We start from the raw sequence: 24,220 nt of genomic DNA, 5'->3' as shown, positions 1-24,220 counted from the left end.
GCGATGATCACGACGCGCCGCCGACCATCATCGCATCGATCCGGATCGTCGGCTGGCCGACACCAACGTCGAGATGCTGGCCGTCCTTGCTGCAACTGGCGACCCCATCGTCGAGCGCAAGGTCGCGGCCGACCATCGAAATCTGCTTCAACGCCTCATGCCCCACCCCGATCAGCGTCGCGCCCTCGACCGGGGCGGTGATCCGGCCATTCTCGATGAGCCAGGCCTGCGTCGTGGTGAAGTTGAACCGGCCGCTGACGATATCGACCTGCCCTCCCCCAAAGGCGGTGGCGTAAATGCCGTTCTTGACCGAGGCGATCACGTCGTCGGGCGCGTGGCGCCCGGCGAGCAGGAAGGTGTTGGTCATGCGCGGCATCGGCAGATGGGCATAAGACTGCCGACGCCCGTTTCCGCTCGGCCGGGCGTTCATCAGCCCGGCGTTGAGCCGATCCTGCATCAACCCCGTCAGCACGCCATCCTCGATCAACGTCGTGCGCATCGCCACCGAACCTTCGTCATCGACGCCAAGCGAGCCGATCAGGCCGGGCAGGCCGCCATCGTCGACCACCGTCACCCCCGGTGCCGCGATCCGCTCGCCGATCCGCCCGGTAAAGGCCGACTGATTCTTGCGATGGTGATCGCCCTCCAGACCATGGCCGATCGCCTCGTGGAACAGGACACCGGGGTAGCCGGGCCCGAGCACGACCGGCATCATGCCCGACGGCGCCGGCCGGGCATCGAGATTGATACACGCCATCTCCACCGCCTGTGCGACGAGCCCGTCGATCCGGGCGTCGCTCACACCCTCGACCCCATGACGTCCGCCCAGCCCTGCCTGCCCCTGCGCGCGGCGACCTCCTTGTTCCGCGACGATGGTGACGAACACTTGCATCGTCGGCCGAACGTCACCCGCGACACGCCCGTCGAGATCGGCGACGAATATGGTCTGGTCGACGATCCGCAGAAAGGCATCGACCCTGGAAACCCGCGGGTCCGCCGCGCGGGCGACCATGTCGATCCGCTCCAGCAAGGCGATCCACGGGCCAGCGCTGCCCGGCGCGTTCAGCGTGATCGGCGGATAGAGATTATGAACCTGCGGCGTGCCGATCATCGGCACCGCGACCTCACCGCCCTCCCCCCCGTCCAGCGCCCGAACCGCCGCCGCCAGTGTCGCGAGCGCCTCCGCCCCCATGTCCGCCGAATGGGCAAAGGCAACCTGGCCGCCGCGCGCCGCGCGCGCCCCAACACCCTGTCCGATCTGGTACGATCCGCCCGCGACGCGGCCGTCCTCCAGCCAGAAGGTCCGCGTGCGTTTCGTCTCGAAGAACAGGTCGGCGAGGTCGGTGCCCGCACTCGCCAGCTGGCCCAGCGCGCGGGACAGGTCACCCATGTCCAGCCCGGCGGGCGCCAGAATGCGCGCCATGGCGCTATCTATCGCGGGGCCGGGGGTCATGGCGCTCCTCCAATCTGCATGACATCGATCAGGATGGATCCGGTGGAAAAGGCGCCGTGCCGCTCCACATCGTCGCCGACCGCGACGATGCCCGTCAGCATGTCGCGCAGATTGCCGCCGACCGTGACGTCGGTGACGGCGTGGACCGGCGAGCCGTCCTCCACCCACGCGCCCGCGACGGCATAGGTCCAGTTGCCGGTCACGGGATCAGCCGCGCCGCCGTTCAGTCGACGCACGATCAGCCCCCGCCCCATCCGTAGGCAAAGGTCCGCGAACGATCCACGCTCGGCCCGACTGGTCAGTGCGAGGTTCCACGGGCCATCGGCATTGCCGGTCGATGCCATGCCCAGCCGCCGCGCCGACCGCATGCCGAGAAACAGCCCCTCGACCGTTCCGCCCCCGATGATGGTGCGGCACCGACCCGCAATCCCTTCGCGGTCGAAGCCGCCGCTTGCCGGACCGAAGGGCTCATAGGGGTTCTCGTACATGTCGAGATGGGGCGCTGCGGCGGCCTTGCCCAGCGCATCGGGCAAGAAGGTCGCGCCGCGTAGCTGCGGATTGCCGGACAGAGCGTTGACCAGGCTGCCGATCAACGCAATCGCGGCGCGCGGCTCGAACAGCACGGGTGCCCTCTGCCCCGGCACCGCGCGCGCTCCCAATTGGCCCGCCGCGCGTGCCACCGCGCGCTCGGCCAATAGCTGGGTCGGGATCAGCCGGTCGAAGCGTCGATCGAAGCTGTCGGCGCTGTCATTGACCGCACCGTCCGCATCGCGGGCCAGCGCCACCAGCCACAGGCCATGGTTGGAATATGTCTGCCCGCGACAGAAACCCGCGCTCGTCGCCAGCGCATGGACGCCCTCGCTGGACGAGACACCTGACGACACGGTTTCCAGCGTCATGCCCTGCCCCGACGCGGCGCGGATCAGCGCATCGCCCTCCAGCGCCATCGTTCGCAGCCGGGCAATATCGACCCCCGACGGCGCATCGAGCGGCGGCAGCGGCGTATCGACGGCCATGTCGGCCAGGAGCGGCGGCAGCGCGTCGGGGTCCTCGCCGACCAAAGCCGCCATCGCATAGGCCTCGTCCACCGCCTCGGCGATCGCGTGCCGGTCGAGCGCCGCCGTACTTGCCGTTCCGCCCCGCGTCCCCCGATAGACGGTGACGGTCAGCCCCTGCCCCGCATCGCGCAGTGCCGTGTCCGTGGCGCCGGCGCGGGCCGTCACCCGCACCCCCGCCCCGGCGCTCGCCGAGGCGACCGCATGATCCGCCCCGATCCGCCGCGCGATGGCGACCGCCTGTCCGGCAATGTCCTCCATGTCCGCGACATCCGCGGCCAGCAGTCTGGTCATGATCGTGACTCCAGGGGTCCTGCCACCGCGCGACCGTCGGCGATAATCAGCGCATGGTCGTGATAGCGGTGGAGCCGCTCGTCATGGACGACGCTGATGATCGTGACGTCGGTCAGGCGCTGGCCGAGCAGATCGTGGAAATGCTGCGTGTTCGCCGGATCGAGCGCGCTCGTCGCCTCGTCCAGGATCAGCAGGTCGGGCTTCTGGAGCAGGATCCGCATCAGCGCGATCCGCTGCTGCTCGCCAGGGGACAGTTCCTCGGACCACATGCGCAGGGCGTGCAGGTCATCGGCGAGATGCGACAGATGGACCGTGTCGAGCATCGCGGCAATCTCGCTATCGGCATGATCTTCCGGCGCATCGGGAAAGCAGATCGCTGCCTTCAGCGTGCCGAGCGGTAGATAGAGGCGCTGCGGCACGAACATGGCCGTGCTGCGATCTGCCAATGCGACCCGCCCCACGCCATCGGGCCACAGCCCGGCGAGCGCGCGCAACAACGTGCTCTTGCCCGCGCCCGACGGCCCGCGGATCACCCAGCGTTCGCCTGCGCGCACCTGCCAGTCACCGACATCGACCAGCGGCTCGCCATGCGGGCGGCGGATGACGAGGCCAGCGGTTTCCACCGCGATCGCCGCCGCGGTGCCGACGGTCGCCGTGATGCCTGCCGGACGTTCGTAGTCGATCGCATCGTCCAGGGCCTTCAAGCGGTTGATGTACGAAATCTGCGTCGCCATCCGGGGGTAGAGGTGCACGAAGAACCCCAGTTGCGGCACCAGTGCCTGAAAGGCGTCCCGGCCGCCCATGACCTGACCGAAACTGATCGCGCCGGCGAAATAGCGCGGGACGAGGATGAACAGCGGGATGATGGATCCGATCCGATCATACAGGCTGTTGGCAGCGTTGAGGCCGATCAGCGACCGGATGACGGACCGCGAGGTCAGATAGATGTTCTGGAGGGCAGTACGAAGCGAGAGCCGCTCGGCTCCGATGGCATTGGCAAGCCCAATCTGAGGGGCGTTACGGCGGACATGGATCAGGTTCGACCGGAAATCCGCCTCGCGGTGCTGCCACCTCATCATCGCCCGGATATACGGCCTGCCCAGCAGCACCATCACCACGCTGCTCGCCAGCACGTACAGAACCGCATAGACCACCGTGCTACCCGGTATCGCCACATGCCAACCGAACAGCGCGAAGCGGATCGGTGCGGCGGTTTCGAGCAGGATCATGATCGAAGACGCGGCCGACACGACCGCGCTGACCAGGCTCAGCAGGATCGACAAGGTGCCGACCTCGGGATCGGAGACGAATTTCACGTCGTCGGCGATGCGCTGGTCGGGATTGTCGATCATCCGCAGCCGTTCGATTTCGGCATAGCGGTTGCGCGCCAGCCAGCGGTCCAGATAGGTCCGGGTCAGATGGACGCGCCAGCGCAGGCACAATATGCGGCGGACATAGGGTTCGATGGTCTCGAAGGCGACCTGCAGCGCCAGGATGCCGATGAACGCGGTGAGCAGCGAGGCAAAGCCCGCAACGTCACGATTCTCGACGCCATCGAAGAAACGCTGTTGCCAACGGTTCATCAGCACGAAGAGCCATGCGCCCGCGAACTGGAATGCCAGCAGGACGATCAAGGCGCTCCACGCGAATTTCCAGTCCTTCGACGTCCAGTAATCGCGCAACAGGCCAAAGGCATGCCGCCACCGCTCGCCCGCCGGTTGTGGCCGGGCGAGCCCCGTTTCACGACGGGATTCACCGGATGGAACGGGTTGTGGCAACATCGATCAGCCAGCCTTCATCAACGGAAACGATAACCGACGGTCAGCCGCCATGTGCGGGGTTCGCCGAGTGGGACATAGCTTGTGGTGATCGTCGGACCGTAATTCCGGCGGTCGAACAGGTTGCGGACGCCCAGGTTCAGGTCCAGCTTGCCGATCGTCAGGAAGCCGTTGAGATCGGTCTGCACCGACGGGCCCACCCAATATTGCCCGGCCATGTTGATGGCGGCACTCGATCGCCCATAGACGCCCGCGCCGAGACCCGCCGTCACGTCATCGGCCACGCGGTGGCGATAGGAGGCATAGGCGCTGTACTGGTCGCGCGGCTGCAGCACCACCGTGCTCCCGACGTCCGCATTGCCGGGCGTCAGCATGGAGTATCGAGTGCGGGTGAACGCGCCGCTGACCATCAGTCCTTTGAGGGGTTCGCCCGAGACGCTGACATCGACCCCCTCCGCCAGTTGCGCGGGCAGATTGATGTAATAGAGCCGATCGAGCGGATCGGGGACCTTGTAGTTACTCTGGCTCAATCGGAACCAGGACGCATTGAGCAACACGCGCTTGTCGAGCAGATCGAGCTTGATCCCCGTCTCGGCATTGCGCGTCCGCGTGTCGGGCAACAGGTTCCGGCGTCGGTCGTACTGAAAGCTGGCGATGAAACCAAAGGCGAGTTGGCCATAGACCGACAGATTGTCCGTCACCGCAACCACCGCGCCATAGCTGGGAGTGACGGCACCATTGGACGTGTAGCGAGCCGTGGGTCCATCGCGGAAGCTCGATATGGCGTCGGACGATGTCTTGCGCACACTGGCGAGCAAGGCGAGCTTCCAATATTTCACCAGATACTGGGCATAATAGGAGGTCTGCTTGCCGGTGCCGGTGCTCGTCGTGAAGTAATCCCTTGGCAGGGGCGGCAGGGGCGGATCGCCCGCGACGTAATCATAGGGGAACATGTCGCCCGAACCGGTATCGTCTGCGGACGTCTTGAAATTCGTTGCCATCGCGCCGGCGATCAGCTTGTGCTCGACCGGCCCGGTCTTGACCGCAATGCGGGCATAGCCGTCGACCGCGTTGTTGATGGCGTGCTGCTTCACGCCGCTCGTGCTGACGAGCACCAGGTTCGGGGCGAGCACGACGAAGGGCGAATATTGGCTGATGAACAGGTCGGTATTCTGATGCTGCCAGTGGCCCACGATCGTCAGCCAGCTTCCGACCGCCTGATTGACCTGCGCATCGTAGATGGTGCTCTTGATCTGCAAATACTGGTTCTGCCCGCCGATCAGGGGCACTCCGGCCCGGATCGGCACGGGCCGCTTCGTCGTCGTATCGTATAGCGTATAGGGCACCATGCCGAAAATCTGGTTCCCGGTCGTGATGCTGGCGATGATGTCGGTCCCGCCCTTCTTGTAGCGGATCGAAGGGGCGAACAGATAATCCTCGTTGCCGCGATAGCCGCCGAAATTATGGTCTGCGGTGGCCGCCGTCGCGATGATACGGGCGCTGACGCTGTCGTCGCCGGAGATGGACCGGTTCGCATCGACCGTTCCGCGCACCGAACCGAAGGAGCCGACCTCGCTCGACACGTACAGCCGCTCATCGGCGCTCGGTTTCTTGGTGACGATGTTCACCGTCCCGCCCAGGCTGTCACCGCCGAGCAGGATTGCATCGGGCCCCTTCAGGACTTCCAGTCGCTCGACATTCGCGATCGGCTGGGTGCTGCCCGCCGCGAAGCTGCTGTTGGACGGCGTCGGCAGACCGTTGACCGCCCCGCCCGACGAAAGACCGCGCACGGTATAGCCGACGCCGCCCTGCACGGTCGCGGCGTTGACGGTCACACCGCCCGCGTTGCGCAGCGCGTCGGGCAGGTTCTGCGCCTGTTGCTCGGCCAGGAGTTTGGCAGACAGGACCTGAACATTGCGCGGCTGATCGCGCAAAGTTTCCCCGGTCCGCGTCGAACTGGTCGCCCCCCGCACCGTCACGTTTGTTTCCGCTTCATCGCGATGCGCGATGACGATGATGTCATTGACAACCAGAATGCTGCCGTCACGCTCATGGCTGACGGCAAGGCGCAGGCCCCGCGTCGCCTGCCTGACCGCCGCCATCGCGTCGCGCGCGCCTTTCACCGACTGGGCGCTCAGCCCGCGCACCGCATCGGGATCGGCGTTGATCGTCACCCCCGTCTGCTGATGAATACGCGCCAGGGTGTCCTCCAGCGGCATCGCCGGCACCGTGATGCGCTGGCCTTGCGCCGAGGCGGCCCCCGGCATCCCCCAGGCGGTCATCGGCACCATCGCGATGGCCGCAACCCGAATTTGCAATTTCGCACGACGACTCAGCATGAAAGCCCCCTTCCCCGCGTCGCGGCCACACGTCCCCATGCCCTGTCGGACACCCATTTGAAGCGTCGGCCACGCCACGCTTTACAGCGATGACAGCGAGCCCCACCCTAAGGCGGGACGGTCGATCGTCGACGTCGTCCAAGACCATCGACGGTTCACTCTGCAGTCGCGAAGTCGGCCGCCGATTGTCACGGGGCTTGCCCGGTGCGATCCTGTCCTTCGTCGGGAAGAAACTGCGCGCAACCACAGGCATCATCAAATCGTATTTGGTTATGCCCCTATAATTCCAGATCGAGCGGCTTGCCGAGCCCCGCCGCCGCGCGTTCCAACTCGGCGACCAGCCAGCGAATGACAGGCTCCTTGTCGCGATAGGGTTGCCACTGGACGACGAGATCGGTCGATGTGACGGGGAAATCCAGTTCTAGAATGGTGACGGGCAGGAATGCGGCCTGATGCTGTGCGAACCAGTTGCTTGTCGTGACGATCAGATCGGACCCGATCGCCAGCACAGGCAACATCGAATGGAGGCCCGTCCGTATCGCGACGTTACGCCGTGCAAGCGGACTGTCATTCGCAAAGTCGCCGAATATGGCACGTTCCATGTCCGCGTGCACGCCCGCATGAGACGCTTCGAGATAGGTCTTTTCGTCGACGCGACGGCCCGCCAAGGGATGCGACGCACGTACCAGTGCACTCGGCGCGTGATCGATCAGGCGCGCGGCACACAGATCCTTGTCGACCATTGCCTGCGGAACGACGGCAACATCCACGCCCGCATCGAACAGACGCCGGACGGAGCCATGAACGAAAGGCGTCATTTTCAGTTCGATACCCGGTGCCACCGCACGCAGTCGCGGCACGACGCGACTGAAGAACATCAGTTCCACGACCTCGGGTGCCGTCATCGTGATCGTCCGCCGCGCCGTTGCCGGATCGAAATCCAACGTCAAGTGGAACGTGTCATCGACCTCGCGCAGCAGGCGACCGACCCGTTGGCGCAGCGCCTCGCCCAAGGCCGTCAACTGACGACGCTCGCCGAACACGACCAACTCGTCTTTGAATTGATCGCGCAACTGGCGCAGCTTGACGCTCATCGCGGGCTGGCTGATCGCGATGGACTGCGCCGCGGCGGTCAAGGATGGCGAATGGAGCAACGCATCGAGCGCGTAGAGCAGGTTTATGTTCAGGCGACGCAACCGGGTTCGCCCTTCAGCCAGCGGTGTTGGATCGCCCGAACCCTGCAACTAATGCCCCTATCGCTTGCTCTCCGATGCTACCAGATGACCGCCTCCCAGCGCATTTGGCAAGATTTCTCCTGTCTGCCCGCCAGTTGTCGCAAACAGGATCATCCGGAATAGCCGCAAAGGTGCCGACCTGGGAGACATCATGGTCATTCCCAGCATCACAGTTGCCGGGGCAGAACGGCACATCAAGGGTTCGCAAGGCGCCGGCTGATCAGACGACATTCAAATCCGTTACGAATTCGTATCGATCCCCGCGATAGACCGAACGGGTGAATTCCACGATGCGGCCATCAGGAATGCGAGTGCAGCGCTCGATCCGCAAAACCTCGGAATTGTGTCGTACATTCAGGATTCCAGCTTCGGTTTGCGTGGCGAGCGAGGCGCGTACGCGCTGCGTGCCCGATGTCGGGCGAAAGCCATGGGTCTCCAACGCCTGATAGAGGGAGTCGCCCAGCGCATCGAGATCGGGCATGAAGATCGCAGGGATCACCGCATGCTCGATCGCCAACGGCTCGTCGCCGACCAGACGGACGCGACCCAGCCGGGCGACGCGGACATTGGGGGCCACCCCCACCGCCGCAGCTTCCTCCTCGGTGGGCAGCGCGTAGGATTTGTAGATCCATACAACGCCGGGATCCTGCCCTCGCGACCGGGTGTCATCGGTGAAGCTATTCAGCTTCGCGCCCGATGCTTCGATCCGCCGCGCGACGAAGGTGCCCGACCCGTGGCGGCTGACCAGCACGCCTTCGTCGATGAGCTGCCTAATGCCCTTGCGAACGGTGACGCGCGACAGGCCCACCATTTCGCTCAGTTCCCGTTCCGAGGGTAGCGCGCTGCCCGGATCGATCCCCCCGCCGTCGATATGCGCGCGCAGGCTCTGGGCGAGTTGGAGATACAGGGGCGTCGCTTCGTCGCTCCGCGTCCAGGCGATGTCGCGCATCGTCACGCCTCCGGTGCATCCAGCGCCTGCAGCACCGCGCGCAGGCTGCCATGATGCGCATCGAGCAGCGCGTCGGCCTCGCCCAGGGAGACCCCCATGGCGACGAGGACGCCGCGCCTTATATCGTTGCCTGCCACGTCGAGCGCACGGATCGCCACCTCTGCCTCCACACCGGCCAGTTCCTGGATCATGCGGCGACCGCGTTGCAAGAGTTTCGCGTTGGAAACGCGCATGGCCACCATTCGCCCGCGATAGACAAACCCCAGGCGCAGCATCAGTGCGGTGGACAACAGGTTCAACACCGCCTTTTGCGCGGTGCCCGCCTTCATCCGGGTCGACCCCGCCAGAACTTCGCTGCCCGTATCGGCCAGCACATGATGCTCGGCATGTGCGATCAGCGGAGTCCCCGCATTGTTCGAAATCCCGATCGTCAGCGCACCGAGCGTTCTGGCATGCTCGATTGCCGCGACGGTGTAGGGCGTTGAGCCGCTGGCTGCCACGCCGATGACGACATCGGACGGGGTGATAACGCAGCCATCGATATCGGCGCGTGCCGCCTCGGTATTGTCCTCCGCCCCTTCATATGCCTGTGTCAGCGCCCCGTAACCGCCCGCCATCAGGAAGATCAGGCGTTTCATAGGCCAGTTGAACGTGGGGTTCAGCTCCGTCCCGTCCTGCACGGCGAGCCGGCCGGAAGTGCCTGCCCCGACATAGATCAGGCGCCCCTCATGGCCGAGCCGTGCCGCCGCCGCTTCGGCGGCCCGCGCGATCGCAGCGGTCTGCGACTGGATGGCGGCAATGGCCGCCATCTGGCCTTCCAGCATCGCCTGGACGGCCGATTCCGTCGGCCACTTATCGAGGTCGAGATAGCGTGCGTCGAGCGTTTCGGTTTTCATCATAGCGTCGATCCCGATGGGAGCTTCGATGCGGAGCGGCCCGCGCCCGATGGCGCAGCGCAGACCAGGAACGCCAGGGCGGTTCCTATGCAAAGCTGAAAAGGAAAGGAGAGCCCGCTCAGTTGGGGAGGCAGGCCGATGGCGCGCGCGATGGCAGGTTGCAGGAGGATGATCGTCAGGAAACCGATCAACATCGCGGCGATGGCCGAACCGGTCGTCCCGCGCGTGGTGAACAAGGCGGTGAAATAGACACCCAGCAGCCCCGCATAGCTGAACACCATCACCTGCAGCGCGAACTCCAGCAGGCCCATCGAGCTGTGGCGCTGCCAATAGAAGGAGAGGACGGCCATCAGGAACATCGCGAAACCGATGATCCCCATGCCTGCGCGCCCAGCCTGGACGAAGTGATGCTCCTCGACCGGCCCGCGCCGGTCTCGCCAAGGGCGATAGAAATCCTGCACCAGCACCGACGACATCGCATTCAGCGCGGAATTGGTGGTCGCCACCGCCGCCGCGCAGATGCCGATCGTCACCAGGCCGCGCAGGCCGCCGGGCAATTGCGTCAGGATATAGTGCATGAAAATGCTGATCTTCTGCCCCTCAAACTCGCTGGCGGCGACGGCGCCGGAACCAACCATCAGGTCGGGGCGGTCATAGAACACGTACAGCAACAGGCCGATGACAATGAACATGCCGACGGTCGGCACCGTCGCCAGCACCGACAGATAGAGGCTGCGCGCGCCCGTCTTTGCATCCCTGCACGAAAGCAGGCGCTGCGTGGTGTCCTGGTCCATGCCCGCATTGGCGATATAGAGCAGTGCAAGCCCGGTAACGATCGCCAGCATCGAGAAGGGCCGCGAGAGGTCCAGGGAGAAATCGAACAGCCGCAGCTTGTCGACGCCCTGCGGGGCATGGGCTAGCGCCTGCAGGATCTGGGCATTGGAGGCCGGGATCGACAGGCGCAGGAACACCAGCACCGCGACCGCCGAGCCGACATAGACGACGAACTGGATCAGGTCGTTCCACAGAACAGACTTCAGACCGCCGACGAAGGTGAACGCGACACTCGCCACGACCAGCGCGGCGGCGGCGATCACGATGCCCTGCACGCCGACGCCGCCCGTGACGACCATCGCCAGCGCGATGGCGGCGAGATATACGCGCGCGCCACCGGCAAAGACCCTCCCGACCAGGAACATGCCACCCGCCCAGCGGGTCGCTCGCTCGCTGAACCGCAGGGTCAGCAACTCATAGGCGGTATTCGCGCGGATCGCGTAGAAGCGTGGGATCAGGACATGGGCCACGAAGATCGCCCCGATCAGCCCGCCGCCGATATTGGCGCTGAGATAGGTCAGGTCGCCGTGATAGCCATAGTCCGGCCCACCGAGGAAGGTCGCCGCCGACTGGGTGGCGGACAGGACCGACAGCGCCGCGAGCCAGGCGGGAACGGTGCCGCCCGCCAGGAAATATTCGCGAGCCGACGCCGTCTGGCGCGGCGTCAAGAGCCACCCGCCCGCGACCAGCAGCAGCAGATAGCCAGCGATCACGAGCCAGTCGGCCATGGAGAAGGGCAGCATCATCGAAGCATACTCCGATCGCCCCGGACCAAAGGCCCGCAGGCATGAGGCGATGGCGTCCGGCCCACCGATCGGGCCGGACTCCGTGGCAAGGCTATCCGGTCAGAGATGCGCGGTCAGCGAGAAGCCGATCGTCCGCCCCAGAATGTCGTAGGTGTCGGGGAAGGTGTTGAACACACCGCCCGTCGACACACGCGGCGGCGCCTTGTCGAACAGGTTGTAGACGCCCGCGCTCATCGTGACGACATCGGTGAAGTCGTAGGAGGCCGACAGGTCGAAGACATCCTGCGTCTTCAGCGTCTCGCGTCGATCCGACCGTGCTCGACCGGACCTTGCCGATGCGCTGCCAGTCGAACTGGATCACGCCCCTGTCCAACAGCCAGCCGAGCCCGGCCGTGTGGCGATAATCCGGCTGGACCAGCGTCGTGCCGTCGCTGGAGCAGGTGGCACCGAACGTCCCCTTGCATTGAACCGCAGACACGGTCGGGTTCGCCTGGATCAGATAGGATGTGACGATATTACCCTGATAGCTCGCCCGAAGGCCCTTGCCCGGCAGCCAGTCCGGCCGAAGGGTGTAGGCCGCCGAGATGTCGAAGCCGCGTTGCAGCAGGCGACCCAGATTCTGATTGTTGACGAAGGCATCGGCGAAGGTTCCGTTCGGGTTGCGGGTGACCAGCGCGCATAGCGGATTGTTCGCGGTCGGATTGGTGATGTAACAGCTCGTGATGGCCGCGATCGGCTGGATCACGCCGACCGCCCCACGCAGGTCGAGATTGTAATAGTCGACCGTCACGTTCAGGCCCGGCAGGAAGGTCGGCGTGAACACCGCGCCCGCCGTCGTCGTATAGCCGGTTTCCGGTTTGATGTCGGGATTGCCGCCATAATAATAGTTGCCGGTCAGGTAGCCGGGGGCGGTGGAATTGGCCGATCCCACCGACGGAGCGCCGAACCGCGCGCATTGCGCCGCATTGCCGGTGCCGATCACGCAAGGATCGCCGCCATAGCGCGGCTTCAGGCGATCGACGGTGACCAGGCTGTTGAGCGGCAGCGACGAGGTGCTGGCGGCGAATTCCCCGAAATTGGGCGTCCGCAACACGCGCTGATAGGTGCCCCGCAGCCGCAGGTTGCGGTCGACTTCCCAATTTCCCTCGACCTTCCACGTACCGTGCGTGCCGAACCGATTATAATCCGACAGGCGATAGGCGCCGCCGACGTCGAGCTTTCGGATCAGCGGAGTGTCGTGGATCAGCGGGACAAGGACTTCGCCATAGAGTTCGATGACATCGAACGCGCCGCGATAGGCGGCCTGCACGCCCTGGCGATAGGTGTTGCCGGTCAGCAGCGCACTATCCTGATTGATGCTCGCCGTTTCCCGCCGATATTCGACGCCGCCGGCAAAGCCGATCGGCCCGGCAGGCAGGGAGAACAGGTCGGCCAGCGTGCCGCTCACCGTCCCTGCCGTGACGAACTGGTCACGCTTGCGGTTGAAGCCGTCGATCGTACTACCCAGCGCGGCGGCCAGCCCAGGCCGGTTGGGCCCGAAGATGTTGACCGTATTGACGATCGACGCGAAATTGTTCGCGCCCGCCGGGCTGGTGACAAGGCCATCGCCCGAGATCAGCGACGATTCCGTCGAACGGCCATATTGCGCATAGACGTTCCACCGCACCGCATCGGTCAATGGTCCGCGCAGGCCCGACTGGACCTGCAATGTGTCACGCTCGGTGGCATAGCGGATCAGGCCCAGTTCGCTGAGCGACCGGGACACGTTTACCTGGGCGGTGCCGTTCACAAACGTCAACTGGTTGCGGATCGCGTCCGTCAAAAACGGATTGGTCGCGCTGATCCCAACGGTGCGGTTGACCGATGCGGGCGCCGCCCCGGGGGTACCCGTCTCCTCGGTACGGGCATTGGTATACATGGCCCGGCCATAGACCTCGATCTGCGGCGTGATCTCATATTTGTACAGCGCGGCCACGTTGATCCGCTTGAGCGGCGAGATCAGGGGGTAGGTGGCCGAGATGTTGGAGGTGGCGGAAGGAGTGGTCGTGAACGTGCCATCGTCCGTGAAGCCGAAGCGTCGACCGCTCGCGACGTCGGTGAAGACGCCGCCGATGCTCGGAATGGTCTGGTTGGGCGTCGCGGCCCAGCTGCGCTGTCCGGCCCGCACACCGTCGCGCTGGGTATAGTCCGCCGCGATCACCAGATTGCCACGGTCACCAATGCCGGTGCCCAGCATCAGGGAGCCGCCATATTGCGCACCGCCATGGACCGACAACCGGCTGGTTGCGGTGCCCCGGATACCCTCATATTCATCGTTGAGGATGAAGTTCACGACGCCCGCGACGGCATCCGCGCCATAGACCGCCGCCGCACCACCGGTCAGCACATCGACGCGCTTGATGAGCGATGCGGGAATGGCGTTGACGTCGACCGAGTTCCGGAAACTGAACGGTGCCGCACGGGTGCCGTCGATCAGCACCAGCGAGCGGCTTTGGCCGAAATTGCGTAGTTCGAGAACCTGCGCGCCGAACGCATCGCTGCCCTGCGAGCCCTGGCGCACACCGCCCGAAAGCTGCGGGATGGTGGTGGAGAAATCCTCAATCGTCAGCGCAGACCGCAACCTGATCTGTGCCTCGTTCGTCGAGGCGACCGGGCTGCTCGAGGTCAGGCCGGTGGCGGGGATGCGCGTCCCCGTCACCACGACCTCATCGCCGGACGTCGAACCGTCCTGGGCCGAGGGAGCAGCGGGCGTCACAGAGGCCGTCTGGGCCTGCAAGGCTGCAGGTGCCTGCACAAGGGCTACCGCCAGTGCGGCTGCGGCTACGCTATGTCGGTACGACGTCATCATTGCAGTCCCTCCCTGATATGCCCAAACCCAGTCCGCCGATCATGGATCATGACCTGTGGCAGGCCTGGGGCCCCACCCCGATCATGTATACCTCTCCGCAATATGTAAACATGTGGTATTATATTTTGGTATTATTGCGTGGTCGCCAAAGGCGACCGCCGGTCAGGGGTTCGACGACACCGGTCGTGCCCGGAAAGGTCAGCGGCAGACCATGCAGGCTACGTGCAGCGAGGAACGCCATTGCCTCGGCCTCGATGAAATCGCTGCGCAGGCCGATTTCGTCCGCCGTCCGGCAGACTCCGAGGCGATCGCGCAACGCCGCCATCAATACCGGATTATGTCCCCCGCCCCCGCACACGATCCACAATTCGGGCAGGGCGGGCAGTGTCCGCGCCGCCAGGGCCACCGCCTCCGCCGTGAACGCAGTCAGTGTGGCGGCGGCATCCTCGATCGAACAGGCCGCCACCCAGTCGAGCGGAAAGTCATAGCGATCGAGCGACCTCGCTCCCTCTCCCTGAAAATAGTCGTGCGTCAGCAGACGGGCCAGAATGTCTGTGTCGACACGGCCCGCAGCGGCAAAACGGCCCCCCTCGTCATAACGGCCCGCCCCGCGCGCCTGGACGAGCTGGTCGATCAGGCCGTTCCCCGGTCCCGTATCGAACGCGATCAAGTTTCTGTCCGCCCCGATCCAGGTCAGGTTCGCAACGCCCCCGATGTTGAGGAACGCGACCGGTCGCGTGATACCAAGATGCTCGGCAAGCGCGACGTGATAGACAGGCACCAGCGGGGCACCCTGCCCTCCGGCTTGCAGATCATCCTGCCGCATTTGCGCGACTACCGGCACGCCCAGGACATCCGCCAGCATCTGGGGATCGCCGATCTGGATGGACAGGCCGCGCTCGGGCCGATGGAGCAACGTCTGGCCGTGAAAGCCGATCAGGTCCGGACGCCGCCCGGCCTCCGCCATCAGCCGCTCACCAGCGTCGATATGCAGCCGCTCGATGACGGTTGACGCCGTATCGAACGATGACGGCATCGCACCATAGCCGTTCCATACCAGCGCATCGCGCGTCGCCTGTTCGATGCTCACGCGTTGGGCGTCGGTAAAGGGGATCATCGCCGTGGAGCCGAACGCCTCGATCCGCTCGCCATCCGTCTCGATCAGTGCGACGTCGACGCCGTCCAGCGACGTCCCGCTCATATAGCCCATCACCAGCATCAGCAGGACGGGTCCCAAGTGCAGACGATCAGACTGGCATCGTCGTGCCGCTTCACCCGGATATGACGCCGCAGCGAATCCGGCTCGCTTTCGATATCGCGCAACCGCGCCAGCCAGGCGGCACCGTCCTCCGGCGTGGCGATGGCCAGCAGATCGTCGGGCGTCGCCGCATCGAACAGTTCCACGAGTCGCAGGAACCCGTCGCTGGCAATGGCGAAGCGCTGGCCGGGATGGAGCGGAACCGTCGCCTGCCAGAGATGGTCAGCAGCGGCAGGCTCCGTCCCGAGCAGCCAATAGCCGCCGTCGCGGTTCTTGAGATGGCGATTGGCGCTCAGTCCCGGCAACAGCAGATTCTTCAAGGCCTCGGAGTCGATCGAGGGGTTTTCCTCGCGAATCGCCTTGACCGCAGCCAGCGTCCGCGCCTCGACGACATCGAGCGCGTAGGTGCCGAACAATCGCGCAACCCCGGCATCGTCCACCGCCGCTACGCGGCAGTCGGCCAGCGCGGTGATCTCGGCAGCATCACCACGCAACCGGATCATGGCAAAGGCCGCCGAGGGCAGTTCGTGGGTGCCATCGAAAGCGCGAACCTGCGCATCCGCAAGCGCGGTCGCGCAGCGCGTCATGACATCGCGCAATATCTCGATCGTGGAACAGTCCGGATCTTCGGCAAGGGCGTCGGCGATCAGCCGGTCGGCGGTCTGCGCCAGCCATGCCGCGTCGCTGGGTGCGTCCAGCAGGGATGGACCGATCCCCGTGGCTCCGTCGATCACCCAGGCCGCATCGCCGAAATGGCCGATCGCATCCTCGTTCACCATGCTCCCGGCATCGGAGAGCGCGACGTCGATCCTCAGCATCCCATGCTCCTCGAGCCGATCCTCATGCGATGCGAAACGCTATCCCCATCCTCCCCGACATGCAAACCAATAGCATGCCACTTGCACCGCTCTGCATAGTGGTATTTACTCAGGTTATGACACGCCCCACGGCTCCGAAGGACGCTGCCACGCTGCTCGCCCTGCTGCGCAACGCGGTCGGCCGCCGTCATGTCCTGACCGCGCCACGCGCCACGGCACGGTTTCGCAAGGGCTATCGCACCGGCGAGGGAGCGGCGATCGCCGTGGTGCGTCCGGGAAGCCTGGTCGAGATGTGGCGCGTAGCCCAGGCCTGCGTCGCCGCCGATGTCTCGATCCTACTTCAGGCGTCGAATACCGGGCTGACCGGCGGCTCCACCCCCGATGGCGACGATTATCCCGGCGGCCTCGTCATCATCAGCACCACGCGCTTGTCGCGGCTGAGCGTGATCCGGGGCGGCAAGCAGGTGCTGTGCCTGCCGGGCACGACCCTATACGCGCTCGAACAGGCCCTGCGGCCTTATGGGCGTGAGCCGCATTCGGTCATCGGGTCGTCCTGTTTCGGCGCGTCGGTAGTCGGCGGCATCTGCAACAATTCGGGCGGATCACTGATCCGGCGCGGGCCCGCCTATACCCAGCTGGCCCTGTTCGCGGCCGTCCAGCCCGATGGCCGGCTGCATCTGGTCAATCACCTGGGCATGGCGCTGGGCGAGGAGCCGGAGACGATCCTGTCGCGCCTCGATCGCGGCGAATTCAGTGACGCCGACATCGAAGACGTGGATGATCGATGGGCGCACGACCATCGCTATGCCGAACATGTCCGGGCGATCGATAGCCCTGTCCCTGCCCGTTTCAACGCCGACCCGCGCTGCCTGTTCGAGGCAGCGGGAAGTGCGGGCAAGCTGATCGTCTTCGCGGTGCGCCTCGACACCTTCCCGCGCGAAGCGGTCACCGCCACCTTCTATATCGGCACGAACGAGGCCGATCGTCTCACCGATCTGCGACGCACGATGCTGCGCGATTTCGACAGGCTGCCGATTGCGGCCGAATATATGCACCGGACCGCCTTCGACGTGGCGGATCGTTATGGGCGTGACACCTTCTTCGCGATCGAGCGGCTCGGCACCGAACGGCTACCCGCCCTCTTCGCTGCCAAGGCACGGTTCGACGCGCTTGCGGATCGCCTTTCCAGCGGCCTGAGCGACCGTCTGCTGCAGGCGGCGGGACGTTTCATCCCGGATCCGCTGCCCAGCTGGATGCGGGGCTACCGTGATCGCTTCGCCCATCACCTGATGCTGAAAGTGTCGATCGATCAAATCGACGAAACCCGTGCCCTGCTCACCCGGCTTCTCCCCGGCGATGACGCGGGCGACTATGTCGAATGCAGCGCCGCGGACAGCGCCAAGGCGTTCCTTCACCGGTTCGTCGCTGCGGGAGCGGCCGTCCGTTATCGGGCGATCCATGCCGACGACGTCGCCGACATCGTCGCGCTCGACGTCGCGCTGCCCCGCAACGCCGGGATATGGACCGAGACATTGCCGCCGGCGCTGGATGCCCAGGTCATCCATGCGCTCTATTACGGCCATTTCTTCTGCCACGTCTTCCATCAGGACTATATCGTGCGCAAAGGCACCGATCCCGTGGCGTTCGAACATGCGCTATGGGCCTTGCTCGACGCGCGGGGCGCGCAATATCCGGCCGAGCACAATGTCGGCCACCTCTATGTCGCGCCGCCCGCACTGGCCCAATTCTATCGCCACATCGATCCGCGAAATCAGCTCAATCCGGGGATCGGCCACACGCCGCGTGCGCGCCACTGGAGCTGCGAGAGCCCGGAAAGTGCCGAACGGCCCCAACCACCATCGGAGAATCGGGTTTGAGAACCGGTCACCGTCGCCAAGGGCATGGCCGGCCGTTATGGCGGTCCGCCATGGTGGAATGGGTGACCATTGGCCGCCATTGCTATGACGAAACGATGAAGCGCATGACGATTCGAGCCGCGCGAACCCGCCGCGCCCGCATCGCCCCGCTTTTCATGTGCCTCGGCCTATGCGCCGCACCGGGCCTCGCGGCTTCCCCCGTCTGTCCGATCCTGAACACCACATCCGCTCGCGCCGACGACATGCATTTCGCACCGATCGATGCGGCGGTTCGCGACGGCGTCGGCACACTCTATCCCGGCGCGGTACTGATCGTCACCGATCGGGGGCGGATCGTTCATCAGGCGGCCTTCGGCGATGCACAGACGCTGACCAGCGCGCCCGACGATACGCTGCGGACGCTCGCCACGCCGCGCGCAATGGCGGTCGACACGCTTTTCGACATGGCCTCGATCACCAAGATCGAGGCGACCACCGTGGCGATCCTCCATCTCGTCGGTACCGGCCGCCTGTCACTCGACGACCGGCTGGGTACGTTGCTGCCCGCGTTTCGGGGCACCGACAAGGCGGACATCACCGTCCGTCAGTTGCTGACCCACCGGGCAGGGCTTTGGGAATGGCAGCCGACCTGGTTGCACCGCGACGCCTCGGGCCAGGTGCTGCCCTATCTGGCGGCGCTGCCGCTTCGTTATCCGAGGGGCTCGCGCTTCGCCTATTCCGACATCGGTTTCATGCTGCTGGGTGCCATCGTGGAGCGGGTCACGGGCACACCGCTGGACCGTTATGTCCGTGAACGAATCTATCGCCCGCTCGGCATGACCGATACCGGCTTCCTGCCGTCACCGTCCTTGCGTCGGCGCGCGGCCGCGACATCGCAGGGCGACGCCTATCAGCGGCGCATGGCGGAGACCGGCAAGCCCTACCCCGCCGCGCCTTTCCCATCGGCCCAGCCCTTCGACGGATATCGGAACCGGATGCTGGTCGGCGAGGCGAATGATGCCAATGTCGCGCTCGGCTGGCGGGGGGTGGCTGGCCATGCCGGGCTGTTCTCGACCGCGACCGATCTAGCCCGCTATGCCCAGCTGCTCCTCAACGGCGGCTGCTACGGCGGCTGGCGGCTCGCGCCCGCCCGGACGATCGCAGCGTTCGAGAACACGCCCTTCGACGCCGATCAGGCACTGGGTTTCCACAAGACGCAGCTCGCCGGGATCGCGCCCCCCTTTTACGGGCATTCGGGATTCACCGGCACCTGGTTCGCCTTCTCGCCCCAGCTGGACGTGACCGTCGTCCTGCTCACCAACCGCGTCCACCGGCCGGACGGCGAACCCTATCCCGCGCTCGACGCCCTGCGGGAGACGGTGCTGCGGCAAGCGGTGACGACGGTGCTCGAAAACCGGAAAAAGGAGAAGACATGGCGCTGAACCTGGGCGTGATCGAAGGTTTTTTCGGCAAGCCATGGAGCTGGGCCGATCGAACGACCGTGCTACGGACGCTGGCAGGGGCAGGCTATCGCTTCTATCATTATGGGCCCAAGGCCGACCCGTTCCTGCGCCGCCGCTGGCGCGAGCCGCATCCGCCCGAACAGTTCGCCGCCCTTGCGGCCTTCGCCGCCGAGTGCAAAAGGCTGGGCGTGCGCTTCGGTGTCGCGCTGACCCCGGTAGGCAGCACCCATCCCTTCAGCCAGGAATCGCGCGACGCCCTGAAGCGGAAGCTGGGGCAGCTCGACGCGCTGGGCATCCAGGACCTCGCCATCCTGTTCGACGACCTACCCGCCGAACTGCCCGATTTGGCGCGCGGCCAGGCCGAACTCGTCGATTTCTGCGCCAGCAACAGCCGCGCGACCCAGGTCTTCTTCTGCCCCAGCTTCTATTCGGACGATCCCATTCTCGAGCGTGCTTGGGGAAAGCGGCCGCCCACCTATCTGCCCGAGCTGGGGCGCTATCTCGATCGCAACGTGCGCGTCTATTGGACCGGCGAGGAAGTCGTGTCCCGGGAGATCGGTGTGGCCCATCTGGAACGGGTACAGCACGAACTCGGCCGCAAAGTGTGCCTTTGGGACAATTACCCCGTCAATGACGGTGTCCGCATGTCGCAATATCTGCACCTGCGCGCCTTCACCGGTCGCCCGGCCGCGATCCGCCATCATGTCGCGGGTCATGCGATCAACCCCGCATCGCAACCGCTCCTCTCCTGCATTCCCGCGCTGACGCTCGCGGCCAGCTATCGGGAGGGAGAGCGCTACGCTTATGGTCAGGCATTTCTGGCGGCAGCGACGCAGGTGCTGGGCGCCGACTTCGCCACCCTATTGCACCGCGACATCCTGCCGCTCCAGGATACCGGGCTCGACAATCTCGGTCCGCGTTTCGCTGAACTGCGCGAACGCTATGGGGCGATCGATCATCCCGCCGCCCGTGAAATCACCGACTGGCTGGACGGACGCTTCCGCACCACGCTGGACGAGGTGCAGACGCAATAACGAAAGGGCAGAACAGAACATGACGCAGTTCTTTCTCGGCGTGGATGCGGGCGGCAGCACCTGTCGCTGCCGTCTGGTCGACGGCGCGGGTCGGATGCTGGCCACCGAACAGGCCGGTCCCGCCAATGCCGGACTGGGGCTGGACGCGCTCTATACGACGCTGCGCCAGGTGACCGAGAATACGGTGCGCGCAGCCGGACTCAATGCGGAGCAGGTCGCGAGCGTCCGGGCGGCGATGGGCATCGCAGGCATCTCGCGCCCCGGCGTTCGGGCGGCGCTGGAGGGCTTCGCCTTTCCCTTCGCCTCGACGGTGTTCGACACCGATGCCGTCATCGCCAATCTGGGGGCCCATGGCGGCGGCGACGGGGCCGTGCTGATCATCGGCACCGGCAGCATCGCGCAAGTGCGGGTAGACGGGCGGAGCTTCCGGATCGGCGGCTATGGCTTTCCCATTTCCGACGAGGGCAGCGGCGCGGCCCTGGGCCTCAGCGCGATGCGCCACGCCTTGCGCGCGCTGGACGGACGGACGCGCGCGACGCCGCTCAGCACCGCGGTCACGGAGCGGTTTGGCCATGACACGGCGCGCGCCATCGCCTGGATGGATCAGGCGACCCCGCGCGACTATGGCAGCTTCGCCCCGCTGGTGATGGACTATGCCGAAGCGGACGATACCATCGCTCGCTCGATCGTCGAGGACGCGGCAGGCCATATCGAGCGGTTCATCGAGACGATCTACGAACGCGGCGCACCTCGATGTGCACTGCTCGGCGGCCTGTCGGCGAAGATGCGACCCTGGTTGCGCGCCCGGACCGTCGCCCGGCTCAGCGAACCGCTGGGCGATGCATTGAGCGGCGCGCTCTATCTTGCGGGCCTGCCCGCCCGCGCAACGGAGACTTTGATATGATCGAGCGTCGCCGGTTCCTCGCCGCCACGGGGCTGGCCGCGCTAGGCCGGGTCACCGTACCGCTGCCCAAGGCGTTGGCGGCCCAGCCGCCCGCCCCGACGCTGCTCGCCTCCAACGTCCTCGCCCTCATGCGGGGCTGATCAACGGGCGCTCAATTCGCCCCGGCGATCGCCACCAGCGCCGCGTCGATCGCCGGGATCGCGCTCATGTCGCCCGGCATGTCGTTGGCATAGGCCGCGAAGGTCAGCATCCGACCGCTCGCCGCGATCATCGTACCAGCCAGCGCATTGGCGGCGTTGAGCGTGCCGGTCTTCGCCATCAGCCGACCCGCCAGCGGCGTGCCGGCGAACCGCCGCGCGAGCGTCCCGTCGGTGGCCGCGACCGGAAAGGTCGCGCGCCAGTCCGCGCCCCAGGGCTGCGTCTCCGCCCAGCGCAGCAGCGCCACCGTCGTGCGGGGGGTGACCCGGTCATAATTGGACATGCCCGCGCCATCGGCAAAGTCGTAGGTCACGCGGGCAATGCCAGCACGTGCCAGAACCGCATCGACGACGGCATGACCATCGGCGACCGAGCCGCTAGCCCCAAGTCGGCGTAGCAGCAGTTCGGCATGGAGGTTCTGGCTCGTCTTGTTGGTCTGATATAGATCCTCGGCCAGCGGTGACGGCGTCAGGGCCGCCAGTACCGGAACGGGTGCGGCCACCGTAACAGGAGCGCGGCCGCGGCGCGCGGGATCATTCGCATCCGTCAACGACCGGTGACGCACGGTGATACGCCCCTTCACCATCACGCCCGCCGCGCGCAAGAGTTGCGCAAACCGCCAGGCCGCCCGGTGAGCCGGATCGTCAACGCCCAGCTTCTGGACCACCGGAGTCGCCCCGGCCGCGAGACTGCCGGTCACGCGCAGCAGATCGCTGCCCGGCATGCGCTCGACCGACAACGCGTTTCCACTACCGGCCTCACCGGTCGTCGCGGCATTTTCTATCCGGTAATAGCCGTCCCCGATGACCTGGAGCGGTTCGCCCGGTGCCGTGGGGGACACGGTCAATATCGTGACATTGTCGTCCAGGGTCAGCGCCGAGATGCCGGTGCCATAGACGCTGTCCATGTTGTTCCAGCTCATCCCCTGCGGCCAGCGCTCGTCTGAGAATGCCGTGTCGTCACCGACCACATCGCCCACGACACGCGTGCGTCGGGCGACCGCCGCCACCAATTCGCCCAGGCAGTCGACACGACAACCGGGGGCGGAGGACAGGCGGGCGTCGCCATGCCCAGCCAGGATCACCGTCGGCGTCCCCCGCCCCTCCAGCCGCACCGTCGCCCCGCCCCGTATATCCGGGCTCGCCACGTCCAGCGTCGCGAAGGCGGCGGCGGTGGTGAACAGCTTGGTGTTGGACGCCGGGATGAAGCGCTCGTCGGGGCGCAGGGCGACGATCTCGCGTCCCTCGGCATCGACCACGACGAGCCCGATCCGCGTGCCCGGCGGCGCCTTGGCCAGCGCTTCGACGGCGGCGGGCGGCAGCGGCGCCTCGACCGGCGCACCCGCCAGCAACAGCGGCAGCAACAGGCTACCCATCATCGGCGTTCGATCTCTTCGCTCAGCAGGGTCAGGAACTCGGCGGCCAGCATCGAAGGTGGCCGATCGAGCAGGTGGATGGCGTGGACGTCGAAGGTGATCGAGGGGCGAAGCGGCCGCATCGCGAGCCCCGGCGCCATCGACGCCGCCGCCGTGAAATTGTCGACGATCGCCAGCCCCACCCCTGCACGGACCAGGGCTGCGGCGATATAGAAGGTCCGCGCCACGACGATCTCGTCGAGGACCAGATCGTGCCGGTCGATTTCTTCGGACAGCAGCTTGCCGATCGGGCCGCTGCCCTTGAGCGAGATCAGCGGACGCCCGACCAGTTGCGACAGTTCCAGCCTTGCCGGGGCGTCGGGCATGTCACGTTCGCGGTAGAGGACGACCATCTCACCCTCGCCCAGCCAGTCATGGGTCAGGGCCACACCGCGCGGCGGCTCGCTGGCGATGGCGATGTCGCTTTCGCGTTCATAGAGTTTGCGCAGCAGGTCGTCGTGATGCACCGTCTGCAAGTCGAAGCGGACATCAGGACGCCGCGCGAGGAACCGCGAGACCGCATCGGGCAGCACCCCCAGCCCCAGGCTGGGCAACGCGGAAATGCGCAACGTCGTGCCCGCGCCCATGCGCAGGTTGCGCCCCGCCTCACGCAGCGCACGCACCCGCTCCTGAATATCGGCCACGTCGGCGAACAGCGCATGGGCGTCCTCGGTCGGCAACAACCGCCCGTTCGAACGCTGGAACAACTCGAACCCCAATAGGGTCTCGGCATGGCGGAGCGTCTTGGACACCGACGGCTGCGACACGTTGAGCGCCCGGGCTGCGGCGGATACCGAGCCGTTGACATAAACGGCGTGGAAAATCTCGATATGGCGAAGGTTCATGGA

General features: G+C 65.9%; 18 protein-coding genes. 5 read left to right on the top strand and 13 right to left on the bottom strand.

Annotated elements, in window-relative coordinates:
• Positions 1 to 7: 7 nt before the first annotated feature.
• The 11 genes from QE363_RS10470 to QE363_RS10415 form a co-directional block, all read right to left on the bottom strand.
• Entirely contained in the window at positions 8 to 1,423 is a 1,416-nt protein-coding gene (locus QE363_RS10470; protein WP_309694992.1) for a metallopeptidase TldD-related protein, read from the bottom strand.
• 26 nt (positions 1,424 to 1,449) lie between these two features.
• Positions 1,450 to 2,802, bottom strand: a complete 1,353-nt coding sequence (locus tag QE363_RS10465; RefSeq protein ID WP_309694991.1) for a metallopeptidase TldD-related protein — start codon at positions 2,800 to 2,802, stop codon at positions 1,450 to 1,452.
• A complete protein-coding gene (locus QE363_RS10460) occupies positions 2,799 to 4,583 on the bottom strand; it encodes an ATP-binding cassette domain-containing protein (RefSeq protein ID WP_309694990.1) in 1,785 nt (594 codons plus the stop codon). Before QE363_RS10460 ends, QE363_RS10465 begins: the two co-directional genes overlap by 4 nt.
• Positions 4,584 to 4,600: 17 nt before the next feature.
• Complete coding sequence (locus tag QE363_RS10455) at positions 4,601 to 6,919, bottom strand: TonB-dependent receptor (protein ID WP_309694988.1); 2,319 nt, start codon at positions 6,917 to 6,919, stop codon at positions 4,601 to 4,603.
• A 278-nt stretch (positions 6,920 to 7,197) separates the two neighbouring features.
• Entirely contained in the window at positions 7,198 to 8,115 is a 918-nt protein-coding gene (locus tag QE363_RS10450; protein ID WP_309694986.1) for a LysR family transcriptional regulator, read from the bottom strand.
• A gap of 259 nt (positions 8,116 to 8,374) precedes the next feature.
• A complete protein-coding gene (locus tag QE363_RS10445; RefSeq protein WP_309694984.1) occupies positions 8,375 to 9,103 on the bottom strand; it encodes a GntR family transcriptional regulator in 729 nt (242 codons plus the stop codon).
• A gap of 2 nt (positions 9,104 to 9,105) precedes the next feature.
• Entirely contained in the window at positions 9,106 to 9,999 is an 894-nt protein-coding gene (locus QE363_RS10440) for an N-acetylmuramic acid 6-phosphate etherase (RefSeq protein WP_309698171.1), read from the bottom strand.
• Complete coding sequence (locus tag QE363_RS10435) at positions 9,999 to 11,579, bottom strand: sodium:solute symporter (RefSeq protein ID WP_309694982.1); 1,581 nt, start codon at positions 11,577 to 11,579, stop codon at positions 9,999 to 10,001. The genes QE363_RS10440 and QE363_RS10435 overlap by 1 nt, the downstream gene beginning before the upstream one ends.
• Before the next feature lie 91 nt (positions 11,580 to 11,670).
• Positions 11,671 to 14,334 carry a TonB-dependent receptor plug domain-containing protein gene (locus tag QE363_RS10425; protein WP_405053175.1) on the bottom strand — a complete coding sequence of 888 codons (2,664 nt, stop codon included), beginning with the start codon at positions 14,332 to 14,334 and terminating at the stop codon, positions 11,671 to 11,673.
• Positions 14,335 to 14,545: 211 nt separating this feature from the next.
• A complete protein-coding gene (locus QE363_RS10420; protein ID WP_309694980.1) occupies positions 14,546 to 15,664 on the bottom strand; it encodes an anhydro-N-acetylmuramic acid kinase in 1,119 nt (372 codons plus the stop codon).
• Complete coding sequence (locus QE363_RS10415) at positions 15,646 to 16,503, bottom strand: protein phosphatase 2C domain-containing protein (protein WP_309694978.1); 858 nt, start codon at positions 16,501 to 16,503, stop codon at positions 15,646 to 15,648. Before QE363_RS10415 ends, QE363_RS10420 begins: the two co-directional genes overlap by 19 nt.
• A 116-nt stretch (positions 16,504 to 16,619) precedes the next feature.
• On the opposite strand from QE363_RS10415, the gene dld reads away from it, so the two are divergent.
• From dld to QE363_RS10390, 5 genes are all read left to right on the top strand, one after another.
• Positions 16,620 to 18,380: a D-lactate dehydrogenase gene (dld, locus tag QE363_RS10410; protein WP_309694976.1), complete on the top strand. Its 1,761-nt coding sequence runs from the start codon at positions 16,620 to 16,622 to the stop codon at positions 18,378 to 18,380.
• Positions 18,381 to 18,484: 104 nt separating this feature from the next.
• Entirely contained in the window at positions 18,485 to 19,801 is a 1,317-nt protein-coding gene (locus QE363_RS10405) for a serine hydrolase (protein ID WP_309694974.1), read from the top strand.
• The gene (locus tag QE363_RS10400) at positions 19,792 to 20,856 is read left to right on the top strand and encodes a beta-N-acetylglucosaminidase domain-containing protein (RefSeq protein ID WP_309694972.1); all 1,065 of its coding nucleotides are present in this window, start codon (positions 19,792 to 19,794) and stop codon (positions 20,854 to 20,856) included. The genes QE363_RS10405 and QE363_RS10400 overlap by 10 nt, the downstream gene beginning before the upstream one ends.
• Positions 20,857 to 20,875: 19 nt before the next feature.
• Positions 20,876 to 21,760 (top strand): BadF/BadG/BcrA/BcrD ATPase family protein, encoded by an 885-nt coding sequence (locus QE363_RS10395; protein WP_309694970.1) that lies wholly within the window; start codon positions 20,876 to 20,878, stop codon positions 21,758 to 21,760.
• On the top strand, positions 21,757 to 21,900 hold the full coding sequence (locus QE363_RS10390) for a hypothetical protein (protein WP_309694968.1): 144 nt from the start codon (positions 21,757 to 21,759) through the stop codon (positions 21,898 to 21,900). The genes QE363_RS10395 and QE363_RS10390 overlap by 4 nt, the downstream gene beginning before the upstream one ends.
• Positions 21,901 to 21,911: 11 nt before the next feature.
• Here QE363_RS10390 and dacB read toward each other — a convergent pair whose 3' ends face one another.
• Complete coding sequence (gene dacB, locus QE363_RS10385; protein ID WP_309694966.1) at positions 21,912 to 23,336, bottom strand: D-alanyl-D-alanine carboxypeptidase/D-alanyl-D-alanine-endopeptidase; 1,425 nt, start codon at positions 23,334 to 23,336, stop codon at positions 21,912 to 21,914.
• Positions 23,333 to 24,217, bottom strand: coding sequence for a LysR substrate-binding domain-containing protein (locus QE363_RS10380; protein ID WP_309694964.1), 885 nt, complete (start codon positions 24,215 to 24,217; stop codon positions 23,333 to 23,335). The genes dacB and QE363_RS10380 overlap by 4 nt, the downstream gene beginning before the upstream one ends.
• Positions 24,218 to 24,220: the final 3 nt, after the last annotated feature.

The organism is Sphingomonas sp. SORGH_AS_0870 (genome assembly GCF_031453175.1).
GTDB lineage: Bacteria > Pseudomonadota > Alphaproteobacteria > Sphingomonadales > Sphingomonadaceae > Sphingomonas.
Note: the sequence above shows the minus strand (reverse complement) of the source record. Positions and strands in the feature narration are given on the sequence as shown.

What these genes read in the sequence shown, in the direction of transcription:
- QE363_RS10470 (WP_309694992.1), bottom strand. Translation starts at nt 1,423, where the DNA reads ATGGCGCGCATTCTGGCGCCCGCCGGGCTGGACATGGGTGACCTGTCC.
- QE363_RS10465 (WP_309694991.1), bottom strand. Translation starts at nt 2,802, where the DNA reads ATGACCAGACTGCTGGCCGCGGATGTCGCGGACATGGAGGACATTGCC.
- QE363_RS10460 (WP_309694990.1), bottom strand. Translation starts at nt 4,583, where the DNA reads ATGTTGCCACAACCCGTTCCATCCGGTGAATCCCGTCGTGAAACGGGG.
- QE363_RS10455 (WP_309694988.1), bottom strand. Translation starts at nt 6,919, where the DNA reads ATGCTGAGTCGTCGTGCGAAATTGCAAATTCGGGTTGCGGCCATCGCG.
- QE363_RS10445 (WP_309694984.1), bottom strand. Translation starts at nt 9,103, where the DNA reads ATGCGCGACATCGCCTGGACGCGGAGCGACGAAGCGACGCCCCTGTAT.
- QE363_RS10440 (WP_309698171.1), bottom strand. Translation starts at nt 9,999, where the DNA reads ATGAAAACCGAAACGCTCGACGCACGCTATCTCGACCTCGATAAGTGG.
- QE363_RS10435 (WP_309694982.1), bottom strand. Translation starts at nt 11,579, where the DNA reads ATGATGCTGCCCTTCTCCATGGCCGACTGGCTCGTGATCGCTGGCTAT.
- QE363_RS10415 (WP_309694978.1), bottom strand. Translation starts at nt 16,503, where the DNA reads ATGCTGAGGATCGACGTCGCGCTCTCCGATGCCGGGAGCATGGTGAAC.
- dld (WP_309694976.1), top strand. Translation starts at nt 16,620, where the DNA reads ATGACACGCCCCACGGCTCCGAAGGACGCTGCCACGCTGCTCGCCCTG.
- QE363_RS10405 (WP_309694974.1), top strand. Translation starts at nt 18,485, where the DNA reads ATGACGATTCGAGCCGCGCGAACCCGCCGCGCCCGCATCGCCCCGCTT.
- QE363_RS10400 (WP_309694972.1), top strand. Translation starts at nt 19,792, where the DNA reads ATGGCGCTGAACCTGGGCGTGATCGAAGGTTTTTTCGGCAAGCCATGG.
- QE363_RS10395 (WP_309694970.1), top strand. Translation starts at nt 20,876, where the DNA reads ATGACGCAGTTCTTTCTCGGCGTGGATGCGGGCGGCAGCACCTGTCGC.
- QE363_RS10390 (WP_309694968.1), top strand. Translation starts at nt 21,757, where the DNA reads ATGATCGAGCGTCGCCGGTTCCTCGCCGCCACGGGGCTGGCCGCGCTA.
- dacB (WP_309694966.1), bottom strand. Translation starts at nt 23,336, where the DNA reads ATGATGGGTAGCCTGTTGCTGCCGCTGTTGCTGGCGGGTGCGCCGGTC.
- QE363_RS10380 (WP_309694964.1), bottom strand. Translation starts at nt 24,217, where the DNA reads ATGAACCTTCGCCATATCGAGATTTTCCACGCCGTTTATGTCAACGGC.